Annotated in this window: 1 protein-coding gene; it reads left to right on the top strand. The window is 61.2% G+C overall.

All coding sequences use genetic code 11. The features are described 5' to 3' along the window. Nucleotides 1–50 precede the first annotated feature (50 nt). On the top strand, nucleotides 51–206 hold a 156-nt coding region (locus GSQ83_RS30615; protein WP_371418037.1), incomplete at its 3' end, for a transposase.

Below are 206 nucleotides of genomic sequence, written 5' to 3' on the forward strand. Positions count from 1 at the left end.
CCGTTTGAAAATGCTTGTGGCGGCTCGGGGAGGGATGATTCAAGCTCGGGATGTGGACCCGAGAGAACCGAGGCCGGATGGCCGAAATCGCGCGCAGGACCAAGCGTTATCCAACTGACCTGACGGACGAGGAGTGGGAGCGGATCAAGCCGTTACTGCCCAAGGCGCCAAAGCGCGGCCGCAAAATCAGCGTCGATCTGCGCGAA

This window comes from Acidisoma sp. L85 (assembly GCF_009765865.1).
In the GTDB taxonomy this organism is placed as follows: domain Bacteria; phylum Pseudomonadota; class Alphaproteobacteria; order Acetobacterales; family Acetobacteraceae; genus Acidisoma.